Below are 18,231 nucleotides of genomic sequence, written 5' to 3'. Positions count from 1 at the left end.
ACGCAAATGCGTCGCCCTTTTTGCTGTTGGAAGGTACCGGGATGCTACTCCAGCACTACTTTCCGGATGATGGTGTATTCGCCAACCTGCACCTGCAGGTTGTAGATACCCTTGGCTAGGCCCTGAACAGCCAGCTGCTGCTCCAGAGAGCCGCCACGTACCGCCAGTTTCTGCGTCAGAACCTGCTGACCCAGCAGGTTTACCAGCGTAGCCTGTACGGAAACGGCCTGCGTAACGCCGCTCATACGCAGCGTGAGGCTACCCATGTTGCTGGGGTTCGGGAAAACGCTCACCTCACCGCCCGGCAGCTCACTGCGGGTGCTGGTGATAACACGTGAGGCACAGATGGTAAACGGACCAACCGGATCCGATGAACCGTAGCCAGCCACCATTACCATGTAGCGGGTAGCCGGCTGCAGCCCACTCACCTGGAAGGTACCAACCGTCTGGCCGGTAGCCACGGCGTTACATGATACGGCGGTGAAGGCCGTTGAGCAGGAAGCCGCCGTGAACAGACGTACCTGACCGGCCGCCGAACCCGTGGTAGTAATGCTGATAGTCTGGGTGCCCGTACCGCTGGGGGTAGTCATGCTGAACCATACGTCGCGGGGGTTAAGCGAAGTGGAGCAGCCGGGGTTTACATAGCCGTTGGCAGGCGTAGAGGTAGCGCCTACCGTGGTAGCCGACAGCGGCGTGCAGGAAGTGCCTACCGGCAGCACGGTGGCGTTGCAGGGCTCGTCGTTGCTGGCAGGTGGGTTAGGCGTAGTGAAGCAGGTGGGACCTACGTTGGTGCTGCTGCCGCTGGTGCCGCAATTCTGCCGCACATAGAAGCAATACGTGGCGTTAGGCGTGAGGCCCGTAATAGTGGTAGAAGTACCACTGATGTTATTCACAACGGTACCTGTGCCGAGCGTGAAGCCCTGCAAACCGTACTCTACCCTGAAAGTGGCGCCCGTCGTGGGCGTAGCCACGCTCCAGCTCAGGACTGCCGACGTACCCGTGAGGGAACCGGCAGAAGGCGTCATCGGAACCGGGCAGTTGCTGGTGGAGCGGGCGCACAGCTTAAACGCGCCAAACGTATCATTGCCGTACTCCCACACCCGCACGTACAGCACCTCACCGGGCGTACGGCCGGTCAGTTCCACCAGCGAGAACAAGCCGTTAGGGCTACTGTCATCGTCGCAGTCCAGCTCCGTCAGCGAGCCGCAGGTTCCCGAGTACACCGACATACCGGTGTCGCGCACCGGGCTGGAGGTTACGGAGTCTGTTTCCAGAGTAATCACCCCCGAAGCCGGCACAACCACCCGGAACCACACGTCGCCGCCCTGGTAGTTGCCGCAGGTAGGAGCCGGAGCACCCGCTGAAGTGGTAGCGCCGCTGTTGACTGCCCGCGCAGGAGCCGTGCAGGTACCATATTCCACGTTAACAGCCGTAGCATTAGCGCAGTCATCATTAGCCGGCGGCAAAGTCAGCGTGGTGAAGGCAATGGGGCCGGTAGCGCTGCTGTTGCCGCTGATGCCACCGCAGTTCTGGGTTACATAGAACTGGTATTGAGTACCGGCAGCCAGGCCCGTTACTTTGTAGCGCGTGGTGGTAATGTTCGGGATGATGGTACCCGTACCCGGCGTGAAGCCCTGCCGACCATACTCCAAGGTAAACGGTCCTACTCCCGAAGGCGAGGTCCATTTCAATACGGCAGAAGTAGTCGTCAGCGTATCGGCCCGCAGTGCCGTGGGTGCCAAGCAGGTTGGAGGCACAGTAGCGCAAATAGTAAAAGCGCCCTGCGTATCGCCCGAGCCGTAGCCCGCTACCATTACATAATAAGTAGTGCTGGGCATAAGACCGGTCAGGATACCCTGACCCGCCGAGGTGTTATTGGTAGTCCCAGCAAAGCAACCTACCTGCGTGAAGGGGCCGCTGCAGCCGTTGGTGGTAGAGAACAGGCGTACCAAACCGGCCGGAGCACCCGTTACCGTCATGGCAATGCTGGTGCTGCCCAGGCCTGAAGCAGCCGTAGTAACCCTAAACCATACATCCTTGGGCGAGGTAGCAATACCGCAGGAAGTACCGGGGTTGCTGTAGCCGTTGGTGGTGGTAGTCGTGGCCAAGTCGTTAGTGGCGCTCAGGGGCGAGCAGGTAGCACCCAGCGGCAGCACAATGGCACCGCAGGGGTCATCATTGACGGGCGGCGGCGTAGGCGTGGTTACACACACCGTGAACTGGGCCGGAGTACCCGCCTGAGCAGTAGCCGAATACGAGTATACCCGCAGGTAATACATCGTACCTATGGTAAGGCTGGTGTAGGTCTTGATATTCGGGTCAGAGTAGGCAATGGACGTGAGGGCACCGCAGGAACCGCCCAGCAGCTGCTGCACATAGTCGCCAGTACCAGTAAGGGTAACCGTGTGCGCCGTGGAAGTAGCCATGAACTTGTACCACACGTCATCATCGGCGTTGCCTACGGGAGCCGCCAAGCCGGTTGTGGCCAGGGCATTTTCCAGCGTGCCGCTGGTAGCGCTGGCACAGGCCGCGTTAATGGCTCCCGGCGTCAGCGTTACGGCACTGGCACACTCATCATTTGCCGGGGGCAGGCCACGGGTAGTGAAGGCCACGGGGCCGGTTCGGGTACTGTTGCCATTGGTGCCGCCGCAGTTCTGCGTTACATAGAACTCGTAAGCGGTGGCCGGGGTGAGTCCGGTTACGGTGCGGGAAGCAGTGGTGAGGTTAGGAATGACGGTGCCAGTACCGGGAGTAAAACCCTGAGCACCATACTCCACCGTGAACGGACCGGTACCAAAACCTACTGCCCACGACAGGTCGGCCGTGGTGCTGGTAAGGTTAGCCACTGTCAGGCTGCGCGGAGCGGAGCAAGCCGGCAGCGGAGCCGGAGTAAACGCGTAAATCTGACCGTCGGCCGGCTTGGTATTGATGCTGGTAGTCTCGATAGTGGTGCTGGCTGTGGGTGTGGCCGCCGTACCGTTCAGCGACAGGTAAGAGCCTGCACCAGTACCAATACCCGCCAATCCGATTGAAGCACTACCACTATTTACACCTCCTGCCTCGGGATGATAGATAAACTCAACCCGGTTACTGGTTTCGTACAGTTTTACCTGAAAAGAAATGACAGCGGAGGAAGCCGCGTAATTCCACTCCCAGTTCTTCCATTCAAACGTGAATACCCGGTTAGGGGCCGTGCCCGTTACCAGATAAGAGCCTGTGCCGGTGGCACCGGTCGGGCGCCCGTCCAGGTCATCCCACAGCGGAGCTACCAACGGCCGGTTGGTGGCCGAACCGGTTGCCAGGTTGTTGGTCAGCGACGAGGTCGTGGCGGTGCTGCTGAACGTGAGGTAGCCGTCAGAAGCTGCTTTCACACTGGTATAAGGAGCACCGTCGAAAATGAAGGTGAAGCCCAGCGGAATAGCTGGTGACAGATACGTATCGGCGGCCATCCCACTGATGACGGTACTCCCTGCCAATGGCGTGAAGGTGCCGGTTGAGGGCGCTAAAGTGTACGTATCTACCTGAGCGGCAGCTGGTGCAGCCAACCCCAGCGCCAGTGCCACGCCGGCAGCCAGCTTGCGCCAACTTTTCCAGCGTGATCCGGCAGGCAGACTACAAGAGGGTAAAGGTTTTGTCATCATGCGATGCGGTTAAGGTTGAAGGAAAGGAACAGGCAATAGGCATAAACCAAGAAAAAGCCAGCTCACAGAAAGCCAATATTGGTTTCATTATGGCATTCACACAGTAAGCCCAAAGTATTTTTCGACTCATTTTAGGGATTTTCCTTTGAATAATTGGCACCTTTTTACATTTATTTTCAATTCAACGCAATTGAAATATTTATAAATTACCACTAACATTGCTTAAACCCACCCGCTCTATCTGCTTCCTTTTTTACACTTTTTTCAATCAATTCCCTTCCGCATGAAGAAACTCTTACACGCACCTTTAGTACTGTTTCTGAGTTGGTGTATATCCTTGCTGGGTATACAGGAGGCGCAAGCGTCGCACGCGCAGGGTGGCCAGCTCACGTACACGGCGCTGGGCAATAACCAGTACCGCATTTCCTGCCGCTTCTTTCGTGACTGCTCTGGTCTTGTTGCAGCACCTACTACTCTTTCACTGAGTGTAAAAAATGGCAGTTGTTCCGCGGCGGCTACTACCTATACCCTCAACCAGGTGGGTGCGCTGGAAAATGGCTCGCCCTATTGTGCCAGTGTGCCTGGAGGCCCATCACAATGCACTACCTCTGGTCGAACCAATTTTCAGACTGCTAAGTACGAAACTACTATTACGCTGCTTCCGGCGGCCGAGTGGATTTTAAGTGTTTCCGTTAGTTCTCGTCCGAAAATCAGCAATTTGGTTGATGCTGATTCTGAGAATATGTATTACGAAGCGCGCTTAAATAATCTTATTTCGGTAAATGGTGTAGCTACTATTATTCAGAATAGCTCCCCCCAGTATCAGGATCAGGATATTCCTATTCCTTTTGTGTGCTTTCAGCAGCGAACCACTCTTACCTTTTCAACACAAGAAGCTGACGGGGACTCGCTGGTGTACTCGTTGGACCGCCCTCTGGCCGGCTGCAACGATACCATTGCATACAGCACTTTCGCTAGCGGAGGCATCCAGATTATTTCAACCAATCCCCCCTGCGTACTGCAGTTGCCCTCCAATGGCCGTTACAGCCCCCTGTTCCCCATTACTTCGTTCACCACTACCGGCGCGTGCCCGGTAAAAACGGCGGTACCGGATTTCCGCTTTGATTCGCAGTTGGGCAGCATGACGTTCACGCCCGGCGTATACATTCAGCCCAACGCCGCCGGCAACGCCGACAACTACCTCAACAAGTACTCGCTGGTAGGTAAAGTAACCGAATACCGTCGCATCAATGGCCGCTACTACAAAGTAGGCTCCGTGCGCCGCGACTTCCTGGTGATTGTCATTGACTGCGGCGGCAACACTACTCCCGCGCCGCCCATTGCCTCGGGCCCGCCCAAAACCGGTGTGCAGATCATCAATACCGACTCGACCCTGATTACGGCGTACACCTGCAACTACTCGGAAGTGCGCATCAAATTCAGCGACCCGAACCCCGGCGACCTGCTGACGGTGACTTACCCCAAAGAAACTGACCCAGTTTTTGCCGCTGAAGTGAAGCAGAGCATTCTGCCGGTTGACGTGGCCCGCTTCTCCATCGTAGGCAACGGCACAACTACTCCCTACGGCATTCTGAAGATTCAGCCGGATGTACTGTTCACTGGTAAAACCTACCGCATCCCGGTTCAGATTACGGACAATGCCTGCCCCATTAAAGGCGTCCAGAACCGGATTCTGGTACTGAAAATTGCCAAAGGCAACTTCGCGAAAGTAGTACCCTCGGTAAACAACCCTTATGTGTGCGCCGGCACGCAGGTTGACCTCACCGCTACGCCTTTCCGCCCCGACTCCGTGGGCCTGCAACTGGCCCAGTATGACTACCGCTGGAAGCTGGGCAACGGCATGGCTCCGGCCGATACTGTGAAGCAGACCCTGAAAGTAACGCCCACGCAGACTACCCGGTACTACGTGCGCATCATCGGCAAGAACTTCCGCCTGACGCCTAAGCCTACCTGCGTGGATACGGCCTCAGTACTGGTGCGTGTAGCCCCGGCTCTCACGGCCAATTTTTCGGTAGCCATGCGCAATGGTGGCACCAGTGCCAGCGTACCGCCCCGCATCTTCACCTTCACCAACACGTCCGTTTCGCGTGTAACCACCGACTCAGTCCGGTGGACGTACCAGCAGGTTAAGGACGGTGACGGCAACCCGGTAACCGGCCCGGTGGTGGTATTCTCCCGCAAGTTTGATCCAGGTGCTGATGCCCTGACCATCCGCGAAGGAGGCACCTACAAATTCACGCTCAGCATTAACAACACGGCGGGTATTGCGCCCAACAAAACGCAGTGCGCGGCCTCTACCAAATCGATGGAAGTGGTGGTGCCCAAGCTGGAAATTCCGAACGTGTTTACGCCCAACGGCGACGGCAAGAACGAAACCTTCGTGCTGACGGCCGGCCAGGAAGGCAACAAGGTGCAGATTTTTAACCGCTGGGGCCGCCTGATAAAGGAGTACACCAACTACCAGAACGACTGGACTGGCGAAGAGCAACCCGCTGGTGTGTACTACTACCTGCTCACCGATAAAGCTGGTAAGACCACAAAAGGCTGGGTGCAATTATCCCGCTAATCCATCGTCTTCTTGACAAAAAAGGCCCGTTCGCAGAGTGCGAACGGGCCTTTTGGCTTTAGCTGTGCTACTGTGTCACGCCATTATGCAGGGCCAGCTGGTGCCGCTCGTTTTTGGCCACGTTGGCCAGCGTCCAGGGGATTTCCTGGGCGAAGGCGTGCTGACGCACGGGGCAGTCGGGCATGTGGCAGTGAGAGCAGGCGGCGAAGGTGCAGGGGTCGGCGTGCACGAACATTTCCACTTGTACTTCAAACTCCTGATCTACCAGCCGCTCAATGCGGTGCACCTGCTCGTGGGTTTGTTCCAGGCTGAAGTAGTAGGGCATGGTCACGTGGCAGTCGATGTGCATGTTAGCCCCGTAGCGCACCACGCGCAGGTTGTGTACGTCAATCCAGGCGGGCTCCCGGTGCTCCTGCAGCTCGGCCACCACGTGCTGCACGGTAGCCGTGTCGGCCTCATCCATCAGCCCCGATACCGAGCGGCGCACCATACGCCAGCCGTTCACCACAATGAACACGCCCAGCCCCAGAGCCGCCACCGAGTCGTACACCACGTTACCAGTAAATACCACCAGCAGCAGCGCTACGCAGGAAACCAGCGTGCTTACCGCATCCAGGTACAGGTGCTGCCCATCCCCCACCAGCGTGGGCGAGTGGTGCTGCCGGCCCGCCCGAATCAGCAGAAACCCCGTGGCCAGGTTAGCCAGCGCCGTGACGAATAGCAGGGCCATTCCCCAGTCGGGGCGGGCAATGGCGTGCGGGTGTAGAAGGGAGTTGAGGGCCGAATAGAAGATGTACACCCCCGCCATCAGAATCAGGCCGCCCTCAAACCCTACCGAGAGGTACTCAATCTTGCCATGGCCGTAGGGGTGGTTTTCATCCTTGGGCAGGCTGGCCAGGTAGATACTGTACAGCGCAAACCCACTGGCTACCACATTGATAATGGATTCCAGCGCATCCGTCAACACGGCCTGGGAGCGGGTGAGCAGCCAGGCATAAAACTTCACGGCAATCAGCACCACGCTGACTACCAGCGACAGAATGGCGAAACGAGTTTTGAGGGGCAGCGAGAACATAGGCGGCTAACGACGAAACGGGGCGCAAAATTCCGGGGAAAAATCGGGCTTTGGCAGGTATACGCAACTTTTCTGAACAAAAGCAGTATGCAGACTGTCTTAAATTTAAATTTAGACAAGCCTAAATATTTCCTTTCTTTGTGAGTATCAACTCCTCTGACTCCACGCCGACGCCCTCGGCCGACGATATGCCTACAGTCTTACCTTCTCCTTCCACTGCTCCTGACCCAACAACTGCCCCACCGGAAAGTGGCTGGCGACGGGCCCGCACGGCTCCTTCCCTGCAGGAAGTATACGCCTCAGTGAAGGTGCCGGCCGCCAGTGCCTCGTTCTGGCGCAAGCTGCTGGCCTTCTGGGGGCCGGGCCTGATGGTGGCAGTGGGCTACATGGACCCCGGCAACTGGGCCACCGATATTGAGGGTGGCTCCCGCTTCGGCTATACGCTGCTGTCGGTTATTCTGATTTCCAACCTGTTTGCCATGCTGCTGCAGCATCTGGCGGCCAAGCTGGGCATTGTAACCGGCCGGGATTTGGCCCAGGCCTGCCGCGACCATTACAGCAAGCCCGTCTCCCGGGTACTCTGGGTGCTCTGCGAAATTGCCATTGCCGCCTGTGATTTGGCTGAGGTTATCGGCTCGGCCATTGCCCTGAACCTGCTGTTTGGCCTGCCGCTTACCTGGGGCGTGGTGCTCACCATTCTGGATGTGCTGGTGGTGCTGCTATTCCAGAGCAAGGGCTTCCGGGTGCTGGAAAGTATTATAGCGGGGCTGATTGTGGTGATTTTCGGCTGCTTTCTGTACGAAATCATTGTATCAAAGCCCGATTGGTTCGGGATTCTGGGTGGGCTGGTGCCCCAACCCGAGGTGGTGACTACCCCGCGCATGCTCTACATTGCTATTGGCATTCTGGGCGCTACGGTAATGCCCCATAACCTATACCTGCACTCCAGCATTGTGCAGACCCGGGCCTTCGACCAGGATGAACCCGGTAAGCGCATGGCCATCAAGTTTGCCACCATCGACAGCACGGTGGCGCTGTTCCTGGCCTTCTTCGTGAATGCTGCCATCCTGATTACCTCAGCGGCCACCTTCCACTCCAACGGCCTCCACGACGTGGCCGATATCAGTGACGCGCACAAGCTGCTGGCCCCGGTGCTGGGCGCGGGGGCGGCCTCGGCGGTGTTTGCCATAGCCCTGCTGGCCTCGGGCCAGAACTCCACCCTCACCGGCACCCTGGCCGGGCAGATTGTAATGGAAGGCTTCCTGGATCTGCGCCTCAAACCCTGGCTGCGGCGGCTGATTACGCGCGGTATTGCCGTAGTACCGGCTTTTCTGGTAGCTCTGTTTTACGGCGAGAAAGGTACCGGCGAGCTGCTGGTGCTCAGCCAGGTGATTCTGTCGTTGCAGCTCAGCTTTGCGGTGGTACCGTTGGTGCTGTTCACGGGCAGCAAGGCCAAAATGGGCGTTTTCGTGAATAAGCCCTGGCTGCAGGCCGTTGCCTGGGTAGTGTCAGGTATCATTATCGTACTGAACGTGTACCTGCTGTACCAGACTTTCTTCGGATAAACTGAAATGAGTTTTCGAACAGGGAGTGTAATTCAACTGTAACTCCGGATTTCTCCCTGCTCAGATTGAAAAAAGGCGCGGACACTCCGCGCTTTTTTCAGCCTTCCTGATTTAGGCTAATCTAAATAAATACTACTGCCCTTTCTAAAATGAAACAGCTTCTCCTCTTGTTTTTTCTCCTGAACCCGGTGCTGGGCTGGGCCCAGCAAACCGGTACGGTGCAGGGCGTAGTACGGTCAGGGGGCCAGCCGGTGGCCTTTGCCAGCGTGGGGCTGAAGAGTAGCAAGCTGGGCACCACAGCCGATGAGAATGGGCGCTTTACGCTGGCCGCCGTGCCCACTGGCAACCACCGGCTGGTGGCCAGTGCCGTAGGCTTTCAGCCGACTGAGCACAGCGTGGTGGTAACGGATGGTACTACTGCCACGGTAGAGGTGCATGTAGCGGCAGTACCGGCGGCTTTGCAGGAAGTGGTGGTAACGGGCGTAAGCCGGGCTACCGAAATCAGGAAAAGCCCGGTACCCGTGGCCGTGCTCAGCAAGCGGGAGGTGCTGCTCAACAGCAACAGCAACATCATCGATGCGGCCGTGCAGGGTGTGCCGGGCCTCAGCGCCGTAACTACCGGACCCAACATCAGCAAGCCGTTTATCCGGGGCCTGGGCTACAACCGGGTACTTACGCTTTACAACGGTCTGCGCCAGGAAGGCCAGCAGTGGGGCGATGAGCATGGCATCGAAATCGACCAATATGATATCGAGCGGATTGAAGTAGTGAAGGGCCCGGCCAGCCTCATGTACGGCTCCGATGCCGTAGCCGGCGTAATTAACATGCTGCCCCGTCTGCCCACCGGCACGTCCGGCCGCCTGCACGGCGACGCACTTACCGAGTATCAGACCAACAATAACCTGCTGGGTACTTCCCTGGGGCTCACCTACCACCAGCGCGGCTGGCAGTACGCAGCCCGAGCCTCGTACCGCCGGGCCCAGAACTACCGCAACGCCCTCGAAGGCCGGGTGTACGGTACCGCGTTCCGGGAACTGAATCTGACGGGAATGGCCGGGGTGGAAAAAGCCTGGGGCAGCACACATTTCACAGCCACGCTCTACGACAACTTCCAGGAAATTCCGGACGGTAGCCGCGACTCTTTGAGCCGGCGCTTTACCCGGCAGGTATTTGAAGGAGAGCAGGACGACATCCGGAACCGCCCGCTGGTGCCACAAGCCGACCTGAGCACTTACCGCCTCAACCCGCTGCACCAGCACATTCAGCACTACCGGCTGCTGAACCGCACGCGCCTGCGCCTGGGAGCCGGGGATCTGCACACGCTGCTGGGCGTGCAGCAGAATCAACGCCGGGAGTACAACCACCCCACCGCGCCCAGCCAGCCGGGCCTGGCCGTAGCCCTCACCACGACAACCTACGACATACGCTACGCCGCGCCTGCCTGGCGAGGCCTGGAAACCACTGTGGGCCTGAACGGCATGCACCAGCGCAACCAGAACCGCAACGCCACCGACTTCCCCATTCCGGACTATAACCTGACTGACGTAGGCGGCTACGTGCACCTGAAAAAGGCCTGGGGGCCGCTGGAGCTGTCGGGCGGGCTGCGCTACGATACCCGCTGGCTGCGCTGGGACGATTTTTACGTGGGCCCGGATGCGCGCACCGGTTTTGCCCGGCAGGTGAACCGGGCGGAGGCAACCGGCACGGAGCCGCAGTTCAGCGCCTTCCGCACGCGGTACCAAGGCGTATCGGCCAGTGCGGGGGCCACGTATTCTTTTTCTGAGAAGCTGCTGCTGCGGGCCAACGTGGCGCGGGGCTACCGGGCTCCGAACATTACGGAAGTGGGCTCCAACGGCCTGGACCCCGGCGCGCACATCGTATACCTGGGCAACCGCACATTTGGGCCGGAGTTCAGCCTGCAGGAAGATATTGGCCTCAGCGCCTATCTGCCCGACGCGGAGCTGAGTGCCAGCTTGTTCAACAACGACATCCGCAATTACATCTACCAGGCCCGCCTGACCGATGCCGACGGGCAGCCGGTGGTGATAGTGCCGGGCAATGCTACCTACCAGTATCAGCAAGGCCGGGCCCGGCTGTACGGGGCCGAAATAACGGCCAACCTGCACCCCCGGGCTTTGCCCATGCTGGCTTTCAACAACAGCCTGGCCTACGTAACCGGCCTTAATAAGCAGACGGGCCTACTGGAAACTCACGGCCGCGCCGCCCGCTATCTGCCCCTGATTCCGCCCCTGCATACCCGCTCCGAGCTGCGCCTTACCCAGCAGCGGGCCCGGGGACGGCTGAGCAATGCCTACGTGCGGGCCGTGCTGGACCTCCACGCCGCCCAAAACCGTTTCTACGCCCTCGATAATACCGAAACCCGCACCGGCGGCTACGCCCTGCTGGGTCTGGGTGCGGGCACTGGGCTGCGCAACCGGACCGGGGAACGGGAAATCGTGCAGCTGTTTGTGCAGCTTGACAATGCCCTGAACACCGTGTATCAGTCGCACCTCAACCGACTGAAATACTTTGAGTACTATGCGGCCTCGCCCAACGGGCGACAAGGCATCTACAATCAAGGCCGCAACCTGAGCCTGAAAGTGGTGGTGCCCTTCTAGCTGTTTTCGGCGAGGGCACGTACAAGCCGCACTGTTCCGCTTTTCTCCCCTCTCCCCATGCTTCTATCTCTCCTCCTATCGGCCGCGCTGGCCGTCCCACCCGATACGCTGAAGCGCCCCGAGCAGCCGTACTCCCTGCGGCACCGGGCCCCCACCCGCCTGCTGCGCCCTCTCAGCGCCGACCGGCCCGGCGTTACGGAAAGTCCCATCACCGTGGACCCCGGCCACTGGCAGCTGGAAACCGACGCCGTGCGACTCATCAGCAGCAAACCAGGAGCCGAAGACCGTACCCGGACCCTGCGCTTCAATGCCTTTGCCTTCAAAACCGGCCTCACCGACCGCACCGATGTGCAGGTATTTGTAGATCCGTTTGTAGTGGAGAAGCAGTGGGCCAGCGACGGGGGCGCGCCCGAACGCAGCCGGGGTTTTGGCGACGTGGCCCTGCGCCTGAAGCACAACTTCCTGGGTAACGACTCCATCAGCGCGGGCCGCTGGGCGGCGGCGGCTATCGGCTATACCCGCCTGCCCACCGGTGGCAAGCTGGGCGCGGGCGGGTTCGAGTACGGTGTGCTGCTGCCCATTACGTATACCTTCAACCATGATGCTCACCTGAGTGCCCAGTGGGAAACCTCCCTCAACTTCGACCGGGAAGCCCACCAGCACTTTCTCGACCTGGCCCCTTCGCTCACCTTCGACTACGGCTTCACGCCCTGGCTGGCCGCCTTTATTGAAGGCACCAGCCGCCACGATGTGCGCACCAGTAGCTGGCAGTCGGCCCTGAACCTGGGGCCCATTTTCCACGTGAGCCGCAACGTGCAGCTGGATTTCGGCCGCCACTTGGCCCTGAGTCGCAATGCCGAACGGGAGTATTTCGCCGGGTTAGTGTTGCGCCGATAGCTTTTTTAGTTGGCAGTTGTTGGTTGTCAGTTGATAGTCCCGTTTCGGCCTGACAACCGACAACTACCAACCGACAACTACCAACTGACAGCCTACACCAAGCCCGACAGCCGCTCAAACCGGCTGCCTAAAATGGCCGAGTCGTCGGCTTCCAGCCAGTCGTGCAGGATGGTGGCGTAGAGGCTGCGGAAATCGAGCTGGTGGCGCAGGTCGCCGTCCTGGAGGTTGGCCAGATCAGGAGCGGCGTTGAGGATGCCTTTCTGTTTGAGGCCGCCGCCCAGCAGCAGCACGTTGTTGGCCGTGCCGTGGTCGGTGCCGTTGCTGGCATTCTGGCCCACACGGCGGCCAAATTCCGAAAACACCAGTACCAGCGTATCGTCGAGGTTGCCGGCTTTCTGCAGATCTTCCACAAACGAAGCCAGCCCATCCGATAAGTCGCCCAGCAGCTTGCCCTGCTGCTCGCGCTGCCGAACGTGCGTATCGAACCCGCTCAGCGACACATAGTACACCCGCGAGGCCACACCGGAGTTGATAAGCTCGGCGGTGGTTTTGAGGTTGCGGCCGAACTCGGTGTTCGGGTACGCTACCGCCGATTTATACACCTTGGCGTTCTGGTACAGGTAGTCGGCGGAGGACGAGGTTTCGGCCAGCGTCTTGTACAGGTAATCCAGTTCCGACAGGTTGCCCTGAGGCTTCTCACCGCTTACCTGGGCAATGAAGCGGTTCTGGGTTATCTGGTGGAATTTCTCCGGGTTTTTCAAGGCTAGGCCCTTCCGCTGCTGCCCCTTCATGGCCAGGCTCAGCGTATCATCCACTTCCAGACCATTATAAGGCAGCTGGCAAGCCGCGCAGTTCGAGTCGAGGTAGCGGCCGAGCCAGCCGGTGCTCAGGTACTGGTCGGAAGCAGACCCGCTTTGCCAGATATCCATGGAACGAAAGTGCGACCTATCCGGATTCGGGTAGCCGACGGAGTTGAGCACAGCCATCTGGCCCTGGTCGTAGAGGCTCTTGAGGCGGGTCATGCTGGGGTTCAGGCCCAAGCCTTGGTCAAGAGTCAGGATGCCGCTTTGCTGCCGGATGCCGAGCGTGGGCCGGGCCTTGTAGTACAGGTCGTTTTCGTAGGGAATGATGGTGTTCAGGCCGTCGTTGCCGCCACCCAGCTGCACCACCACGAGGCGGCGGCCCCGGGCGTCGCGCAGGTCACGCAGGCCCTGACGGTCCAACGCGTGCAGGAACTTGGGCACAAACAGCAGGCTGCTGGCCAGCACGGAAGATTTCAGAAAGTCGCGGCGGGAAGTCATGGGGTTAGTGCTTAGTGGGTAGTGCTTAGTGCTTAGGTGGTAGTGCTTAGTAATTAGCACTTTACAATACGTAGTTAGTGAGTAGTGCTTGGTGGCTGGGCCGTAGCAATTATATCGAACGACCTAAGCACCAAGCACTATCCACTAAGCACTACATCAACTGGTATTCCGGCAAACTCAATAGGGCCGTTACCATAGTGCGCAGGCGGCCCTCGGCGGGCGCTTTGTCGGCGGCTTGCTGAATGAGGGCAAGGTTATCGGGCCGGAGCGGAGCTTGCAGCAGGAACTGGCCGAGCTGGGCCGTCTGCTGGGCGGGTGGGGTCTTGGCCAGCAGGGCCTGCACCGGAGCCAGCCGCACGGTCGTCTTTACCGGCTCCTGAAAGGTGCGGTCGGCGCGGCTGAGATTGGGGGCAATGTCGTTTTCATCCTGCTTCAGCGATACACTGAACTCGGCGTTTTTGAGTAGCACCGAGGGCAGCTGCAGCCGGTACAGCAGGCTGGAAGAGTCAATCCAGTTGCGGCCACCGGGCCAGCCGGCTACGTTTGGCGGCTCGAAGAGCGTTTGGCCCAACGCCTTCTGAAACACAATCAGCGGCTTATCATCCACCAGCTGCAGGCCCAGGGTGCGTTTGATGCCCGCCAGCAGCTCCACCGGCGACTTAATGCGCGTGCCTACGTTGGCCGAGTCGTAAAACCAGTCGGCCGAAAACATCTGCTCCAGCAACGCCCGGATATCGTAACCGCTGCGGAAGAACGCCTGCGCCAGCGGCCCGATGTGCTGAGCGTTCGGCACGTCGTTCACGAAAAAGCGGTACAGCTTGGTGGTGATGAACTCAGCACAGGCCGGCTGCTCTAGAATGATGCTGAGCACCTCCTCGCCCCCGAAATTGCCGGTGCGGCCCAGGAAGGTTTTGGGGCCGTCGTCGTGCTGGTTGGCCCGGAACACGAAGGCCCCCTGGTTGTCGTAGCCCCAGCCGGTAAAGGCGCGGGCGGCTTCCTTTACGTCGGTTTCGGCGTAGTGGCCCCGGCCCAGCGTGAACAACTCCATCACCTCGCGGGCGAAATTCTCATTGGGGTGCTGCTTGCGGTTTTGCTGGTTGTTGAGGAACTGCAGCATGGCCGGTTCCTTGCTCACGGCCAGCAGCAAGTCGCCAAACTTGCCCAGGGCCAGCTGCCGGATGGTGTTGTTGAGGTGCAGGGCGGCATCGGGGCGGCGCACCCGGCAGGCAAAGTGCCCGTGCCAGAACAGCGTCAGCTTTTCCCGCAGCTGCGCCGGCGAGGTGGCCATGCGCTGCATCCAGCCGGTATTCATGGCATAAAATGCATCTCGGATACTCTGGTTCTGCATTTTGCGCTCCTGCGGCGTCATCTCCTTGCGGCGCAACAGCGGCGGCTGGCTGCGCCCCTTTGGCAGCGCCGAGCGGGACGGGACGGCGGCCACCGGCGCAGGCTGCCCATTGCCCGTCATCGTCTGATCGGGGGTAGTGACCATGCTGTTCTGCGGGGTACCGCTGCCCGGTGCCACCGGCCGGAACTGGGCCAATGGCTCCATATAGCGCATCTGCGGACTGTCGAGGAGCTCTACTTTGTCAGAGTTCTGGAGCAGTTGACGTAGTGCTTTACGCGGTGAGAGTCCCGCGGCCACGTCTTCAGGCCGGGGCCCGAAGCCGGCGCGCCAGTACAAATGCTGCAGTTGCTGTTGCGTCGTCATATCCGGTTGGACGCAGGAACGAGGCTTGGGTTTAACCGAGAGTGTCATTGCGAGCGAAGCGAAGCAATCCGTCCTTTTCAGGGCACAGACCTGCGACCTATTCAAAAGCCCCTGCTTGCACAGTAAACGGGGGCTTTCTGCTTTTCAGGGCTTGGAGCAGAGAAAGGAAGGATTGCTTCGCTCTGCTCGCAATGACGGCTTCTTATTGCCGCGCTCCTACTACCACCGTTTTGCGATACTCCCGTTTCTGGCCGTTGCTGGGGCGCAACAGCTCCACGTGCAGAATGTAGTAGCCCACGCTGGCTTTCTGGCCCCGGTCGGTGAGGCCGTCCCACTGCCAGGTGCCCTGGGTAGCCAGGGTTTCGTTGCGCACGAGGCGTCGGGCCAGGCGGCCCTGGGCATCGTAAATGGTGACGGAGCCCGCGTAGCCGGGCTGGTCGAGTTGGTAGGCCAGGGTGGTGAAATCCTGCTGGCCGTCATCGTCGGGGGTGAAGATTTCCGGCTCCAGCGTGAGTACGCCGGTACCATTCACATCGGGCTGCTGCTGGGAGTTGGGGCGGCCGGGCGTGGCGTAGCCCACGCTGCCCGCCGCCGAGTGGAAGTTGCCGACCTCGCTAGGCCCGGCAGCCCGAATTCGCTCCAGGGAAACGCCTTCCGCATTATCCAGCAGCTTCAGGTGTTGCGTGGCGGCGTAGGCGTATTTATCCAGCACTTGCCCCCGGCTGTCAAAGAGCACAACCGTGCCCGCATCGTCGGGGAAAGTGGGCAAAGCCGGCAGTTGCAGTAAGTGCGCCACATCGGTGCTGTTCGGGTACTGCTGCTGCACAATATCGGGATGGGTGGTGAAGGCCAGCAGGCCACCGGGCGGTAGCAGTACCGGCCCGCTGCTGATGGGCTCCGCATCTACCGAGTTATCGGGCCGCTGATTGCCCAACTGCCAGCCCTGCAGGTCCAGAAACTTGCCGGAGCGGTTCACGACTTCCACAAAATCGACGCCCCCGGTGCGCGGGTTGAACAGGATTTCATTGATAACCACGTCGCCCGCCACAACGGATACCGGCAGGGCAAACGTGGCGGAGGTAGCAGGGCCGCTGGCGTTGCCGGCGCAATCCACGGCCCGCTGCGTAGTTACCGTCAGTGGCTGATTGGCGGTGAGCGGGGCGGCCAGCGTCAAATCGACCAACCGAAAATCAGGTCCCACAGGCGCGGCACGCAGAATACCGGCGGTTGGGCTGATGGTGTACAGCGCCACGTTAGCCGCGGCCAGGCTGTCCAGCTTCTCACCGAAATAGAGCCGCACGGTGGTGGGGCTTAGCGCCAGGGCCCGAAGCAGGGCAGGCGCAGTACGGTCGGGGTTGGGGGTGCGCACGGAGTTGGCGCGGCCGGGCGTGCCGCCGCTGGCATCTTCGCTGGCTTTCCAGTTATCGGCCCCGGCGCATGGGTTGGCGGTATCCAGCATTTCCAGCGTCCAGCCCCCGTCTTTTTTGCGGGCGTCCCGGTACCACGTGTCGGAGTAGCTGACTTCAAACAGCGTGCGGCCATCTTTACCGCGTAGCACCAATTGGTCGGCGGCATTGCTGAGGCTGGGAAAATTGGTCAGGCCGAATACTTTGCCATAGGCGGCAAACAGCGCCGGGCGGGTGCTGCCGCATACCACGGCGTACCCGCCGGGCAGCAGCACTGCCCCGGCCGGAAATACCGCCGGGTTGCTGGTGCTGCCCGGTTTCAGCAGGCGCACGCCGGCCAAATCCACTACCGCCGTTGCCGAAGGGTTGTGAATTTCGATGAACTCCGACGCGGGCAGCCCTACCACCGGCGTTTCATCGGCTAGTATTTCGGTAATGAGCAGCTGGTTGAACGTGGGCGGCACCGCAAAGCCGTTGTTCTGAAAAGTAGCCGTAAGCGGCCCGGCTGCCACATTACCAAACGCATCGGCCACCTTGCGGGCCTCCACCGTGAGGCTACCCAACGGTAAATCGGCGACCAGGGTGAGATGCACCACGGTAGGGTCCTGCACGTCGCGCGCGGCGGCCGTTACGGCCGGGCTGCCAGTGCTCAGCCGGTAGCTGGCCCCCGGCTGCGCGGCGGCTACGGCCTCGTTAAACGTAAGGTCTAGCTGACGGGCAGACGACGCGCCGGCTTGTAGCAGCAGCGGCGCGGTGGCGTCCGTCACCCGGAAATCATCGAAGTAGAACGCCCGGCTGTTGGTGGAGGAATACGTGCAGTACACCCCGAAATACGCGCTGCGCTGGTGCGTAGCATCCGTTGCACTGCCCTCACTCACGTAGGTGGTGTTACCGGTCAAATCCCGCTCCAGCGTCCAGAGGCCGGCCGTGCTGCGCGTCACGCGTACCCGCACCAGGTTGTTGTTCGTGGAGCTGAGCGTGGCGTCCTGCCCGTTGATGACGTATACCGGGCTGCCCGTGGCATCCTTGCGGAACAGAGCTATCTCATCGGGGGTGCCACCCAGGCGCACAAAGTAGCCTTTGGTGCCGGTGGCTTTCAGGTCGGGCTGGTCGGCCATGAGCCACACGTCGGCGTAGTTGCCGCTGCTGGTGGTCAGCTTCAGGTTGGCCCAGAACTCCCAGGTGGTACCGATGGTAGCCGTGCAGGGCGTTACCAACTGCAGCTCGGTGCCGGTGGTAGCGGGGCCGTTGGTTTGCAGCTGCAAAGCGGCGTTTACCTGAAAAGAAGCCGCGTCGCCGGTCCAGGCGGGATTTTGGGTAAAGTTGCCGTCGGCGAAAGTATCGGTAAGCTGAGCCGTAGCGGTACGCGCGAAAAGCAGCGCCACGAAGGGTAGCAGTAGTTTTTTCACATCGAATACGTTTATCGGAGC

The 18,231-nt window shown here is 60.0% G+C and carries 9 protein-coding genes; 4 read left to right on the top strand and 5 right to left on the bottom strand.

Features of this window, described 5'->3' with window-relative positions:
* Window positions 1–44: 44 nt before the first annotated feature.
* Window positions 45–3,638 (bottom strand): fibronectin type III domain-containing protein, encoded by a 3,594-nt coding sequence (locus EI291_RS01945; protein WP_170172459.1) that lies wholly within the window; start codon window positions 3,636–3,638, stop codon window positions 45–47.
* Window positions 3,639–4,554: 916 nt separating this feature from the next.
* On the opposite strand from EI291_RS01945, the gene EI291_RS01940 reads away from it, so the two are divergent.
* Window positions 4,555–6,228, top strand: a complete 1,674-nt coding sequence (locus tag EI291_RS01940; protein ID WP_170172458.1) for a gliding motility-associated C-terminal domain-containing protein — start codon at window positions 4,555–4,557, stop codon at window positions 6,226–6,228.
* 67 nt (window positions 6,229–6,295) lie between these two features.
* On the opposite strand, the gene EI291_RS01935 is transcribed toward EI291_RS01940, so the two are convergent.
* Window positions 6,296–7,303, bottom strand: a complete 1,008-nt coding sequence (locus EI291_RS01935; RefSeq protein ID WP_125417576.1) for a cation diffusion facilitator family transporter — start codon at window positions 7,301–7,303, stop codon at window positions 6,296–6,298.
* A gap of 188 nt (window positions 7,304–7,491) precedes the next feature.
* Between EI291_RS01935 and EI291_RS01930 the strand changes: the two genes are divergently transcribed.
* The 3 genes from EI291_RS01930 to EI291_RS01920 all read left to right on the top strand — a co-directional run bounded on the left by EI291_RS01930 (window position 7,492) and on the right by EI291_RS01920 (window position 12,383).
* Complete coding sequence (locus tag EI291_RS01930) at window positions 7,492–8,868, top strand: Nramp family divalent metal transporter (protein ID WP_125418241.1); 1,377 nt, start codon at window positions 7,492–7,494, stop codon at window positions 8,866–8,868.
* A 149-nt stretch (window positions 8,869–9,017) separates the two neighbouring features.
* Window positions 9,018–11,486, top strand: a complete 2,469-nt coding sequence (locus tag EI291_RS01925; RefSeq protein WP_125417575.1) for a TonB-dependent receptor — start codon at window positions 9,018–9,020, stop codon at window positions 11,484–11,486.
* A gap of 57 nt (window positions 11,487–11,543) precedes the next feature.
* On the top strand, window positions 11,544–12,383 hold the full coding sequence (locus EI291_RS01920; RefSeq protein ID WP_125417574.1) for a transporter: 840 nt from the start codon (window positions 11,544–11,546) through the stop codon (window positions 12,381–12,383).
* A gap of 92 nt (window positions 12,384–12,475) precedes the next feature.
* On the opposite strand, the gene EI291_RS01915 is transcribed toward EI291_RS01920, so the two are convergent.
* The 3 genes from EI291_RS01915 to EI291_RS01905 all read right to left on the bottom strand — a co-directional run bounded on the left by EI291_RS01915 (window position 12,476) and on the right by EI291_RS01905 (window position 18,210).
* Window positions 12,476–13,684 carry a DUF1501 domain-containing protein gene (locus EI291_RS01915; RefSeq protein WP_125417573.1) on the bottom strand — a complete coding sequence of 403 codons (1,209 nt, stop codon included), beginning with the start codon at window positions 13,682–13,684 and terminating at the stop codon, window positions 12,476–12,478.
* A 151-nt stretch (window positions 13,685–13,835) separates the two neighbouring features.
* Window positions 13,836–15,395 (bottom strand): DUF1800 domain-containing protein, encoded by a 1,560-nt coding sequence (locus EI291_RS01910; protein WP_170172457.1) that lies wholly within the window; start codon window positions 15,393–15,395, stop codon window positions 13,836–13,838.
* A gap of 202 nt (window positions 15,396–15,597) precedes the next feature.
* Window positions 15,598–18,210 carry a lamin tail domain-containing protein gene (locus EI291_RS01905; protein WP_125417571.1) on the bottom strand — a complete coding sequence of 871 codons (2,613 nt, stop codon included), beginning with the start codon at window positions 18,208–18,210 and terminating at the stop codon, window positions 15,598–15,600.
* Window positions 18,211–18,231 lie beyond the last annotated feature (21 nt).

This window comes from Hymenobacter rigui (assembly GCF_003944715.1).
Taxonomy (GTDB): Bacteria; Bacteroidota; Bacteroidia; order Cytophagales; family Hymenobacteraceae; genus Hymenobacter; species Hymenobacter rigui.
The sequence above is the reverse complement of the archived record's forward strand: the minus strand, read 5'-3'. Positions and strand labels throughout refer to the sequence as shown.

Bases quoted from the DNA above. Each gene is read 5' to 3' on its own strand.
- EI291_RS01915 (WP_125417573.1), bottom strand. From the start codon at position 13,684: ATGACTTCCCGCCGCGACTTTCTGAAATCTTCCGTGCTGGCCAGCAGC.
- EI291_RS01910 (WP_170172457.1), bottom strand. From the start codon at position 15,395: ATGACGACGCAACAGCAACTGCAGCATTTGTACTGGCGCGCCGGCTTC.
- EI291_RS01925 (WP_125417575.1), top strand. From the start codon at position 9,018: ATGAAACAGCTTCTCCTCTTGTTTTTTCTCCTGAACCCGGTGCTGGGC.
- EI291_RS01945 (WP_170172459.1), bottom strand. From the start codon at position 3,638: ATGACAAAACCTTTACCCTCTTGTAGTCTGCCTGCCGGATCACGCTGG.
- EI291_RS01930 (WP_125418241.1), top strand. From the start codon at position 7,492: ATGCCTACAGTCTTACCTTCTCCTTCCACTGCTCCTGACCCAACAACT.
- EI291_RS01935 (WP_125417576.1), bottom strand. From the start codon at position 7,303: ATGTTCTCGCTGCCCCTCAAAACTCGTTTCGCCATTCTGTCGCTGGTA.
- EI291_RS01920 (WP_125417574.1), top strand. From the start codon at position 11,544: ATGCTTCTATCTCTCCTCCTATCGGCCGCGCTGGCCGTCCCACCCGAT.